This window comes from Sulfitobacter sp. HI0129 (assembly GCF_001635395.1).
Classification (GTDB): Bacteria; Pseudomonadota; Alphaproteobacteria; order Rhodobacterales; family Rhodobacteraceae; genus Sulfitobacter.
The window spans coordinates 1-2,170 of sequence record NZ_LWGH01000403.1 but is presented as its reverse complement, the minus strand read 5'-3'; the positions used below and the strand labels follow the sequence as shown (position 1 = coordinate 2,170).

Sequence of the window (2,170 nt, the reverse complement as noted above, 5' to 3'; positions counted from 1 at the left end):
CCTCGCGCAGCGGCACCTCATAGGCGCGGTTCACCGCCTCCTTCACCACCATGACGGAGATCATGGATTTCTCGGCGATCTTCTGGGCGGCGCTCATGGCTTCGTCCATCAGCTTCTTGACCGGAACCACACGGCTCACGAGGCCCGCGCGCTCTGCTTCGGCGGCATCCATGAACCGGCCCGTCAGGTTCATGTCCATCGCCTTGGATTTCCCCACCAGCCGGGTCAGACGCTGAGTGCCCCCGATGCCCGCCACGACGCCGAGGTTGATTTCCGGCTGGCCGAACTTGGCGGTTTCCGAGCAGATGATGAAATCGCACATCATCGCCAGTTCGCATCCGCCGCCCAGCGCATAGCCGGACACGGCGGCGATGATCGGTTTGCGGATCCGCATGATCTGATCCGTTTCGGGCGTAAAGAGATCACCGGAAAAAGCTTCGACAAAGGATTTGTCGCGCATCATCGCGATATCGGCCCCGGCGGCGAATGCCTTTTCCGACCCGGTGACGATGATGCAGCGCACCTTCTCGTTCTCTTGGCTGCTCTTGAGCGCCTCCGCCAGTTCGCTCATCAGCTGATCGTTCAACGCATTGAGCGCATCGGGCCGGTTCAACGTGATGAGGGCGACATGGTTGTCCACCTCGAGTGTGATCGTTTCATACGCCATCTGGCTGTCCCTCGTTCACTACGCTCAGGCATCCGTGCATATCACGGGCCGAAGACGTTTCAAGCTATCTTTGACATAGCGCACAGTAGAAGGACGACCGGCCCGACTGCACGATTCTTCGGATTGTTCCGGTACAGCCGGGGGTGCGGCAGGGCTGGCCTTCGCGACCGTAGACATCGAAACGGTGCTGAAAATAGCCCAGTTCCCCGTCCGCCTGCCGGAAATCCCGCAGGGAGGATCCCCCCGCGGTGATCGCCTCCGTCAGCACGTCGCGGATGATCGGTACCAGCGCCGCGACCCGGGTGGAGGAAATGCGCCCCGCCTTGCGGGCAGGGTGGATCCCCGCCCGAAAAAGCGCTTCGCAGACATAGATGTTGCCCAGCCCCGCGACGATGCGCTGATCCAGCAGCGCCGCCTTGATCGGCGTGTTGCGTCCTTTCAGCGCAGCCACAAGGTGGGCTTCGTTGAAGGCATTGCCCAAGGGTTCGGGCCCTAGCACCGCCAGCAGCTTGTGGGTATCCGCGCTTTCGGTACGCATCAGGTCCATCGCCCCGAACCGCCGGGGATCGTTGAACGTGACCCGGGCACCGTTGGCGAGGTGGAACACCACATGATCGTGTTTCTCCGGCGCGGGATGATCATGGACGAACTGCCCCAGCGGATCGCCGGAGATCAGCATGCGCCCCGACATGCCCAGATGTATCAGGAGCGTTTCACCCGATGAAAGATCGCCGAGGATGTACTTGGACCGGCGTCGCAGCCGCTCCACCCGCTGGCCGGTCAGCCGGCCCGCCATGTCATCGGGGAAGGGCCAGCGCAGATCGGGGCGGTTGACCTCCGCGCGTTCGATCACGGTGCCTTCCATGACCGGGGCGAGACCCCGTCGCACGGTTTCCACTTCGGGCAGTTCAGGCATGGTGGTCTCGGTTCTCTCTGTGGTGAATGGTGCGGATTGCCCCTGCGCGCCCGCATCCTATAACAAGGGATGAAATCGAAGGACATCAACCCACCATGAGCGATACCAGCGGCAAGACCACTCATTTCGGCGCGCGCACCGTGCTGGAAAGCGAAAAGGCCGGCAAGGTCAAGGACCTGTTCAGCGATGTCGCGCGCAAGTACGATGTGATGAACGATGCCATGAGCCTTGGCATCCACCGGCTCTGGAAAGACGCCATGATGGATTGGCTCGCCCCGCGGCGAGGGCAGCGCCTGCTGGATGTTGCAGGGGGCACGGGCGATATTTCCTTTCGCTTTCTGAAACGTGCCGGTTCGGGCCATGCCACGGTGCTGGACCTGACCGAACCCATGCTCGTCGAAGGCCGCAAGCGCGCTGAGGCGCAGGACCTCGCGGAAAGCCTCGACTGGGTGGTGGGGGACGCGATGGCGCTGCCCTTTCCCGACGACAGCTTCGACGTCTACACCATCAGTTTCGGCATCCGGAACGTCACGCGCCCGCAGGAGGCCCTGAACGAGGCGTTCCGCGTTCTGCGCCCCGGCGGGCGG

3 protein-coding genes are annotated in these 2,170 nt (G+C 62.9%); 1 reads left to right on the top strand and 2 read right to left on the bottom strand.

Annotated elements, in window-relative coordinates:
* Positions 1-667, bottom strand: a 667-nt coding sequence (locus A3764_RS10735) for an enoyl-CoA hydratase-related protein (RefSeq protein ID WP_067951574.1), incomplete at its 3' end; no start/stop codon positions are given.
* Between the two features lie 64 nt (positions 668-731).
* The gene (mutM, locus tag A3764_RS10730; RefSeq protein WP_067926492.1) at positions 732-1,583 is read right to left on the bottom strand and encodes a bifunctional DNA-formamidopyrimidine glycosylase/DNA-(apurinic or apyrimidinic site) lyase; all 852 of its coding nucleotides are present in this window, start codon (positions 1,581-1,583) and stop codon (positions 732-734) included.
* Between the two features lie 95 nt (positions 1,584-1,678).
* Between mutM and A3764_RS10725 the strand changes: the two genes are divergently transcribed.
* Positions 1,679-2,170: ubiquinone/menaquinone biosynthesis methyltransferase (locus A3764_RS10725; RefSeq protein ID WP_067951573.1), on the top strand; the 492-nt coding region annotated here is incomplete at its 3' end.

Excerpts from the sequence above, each read along its gene's own strand:
- mutM (WP_067926492.1), bottom strand. The coding sequence starts at position 1,583 with ATGCCTGAACTGCCCGAAGTGGAAACCGTGCGACGGGGTCTCGCCCCG.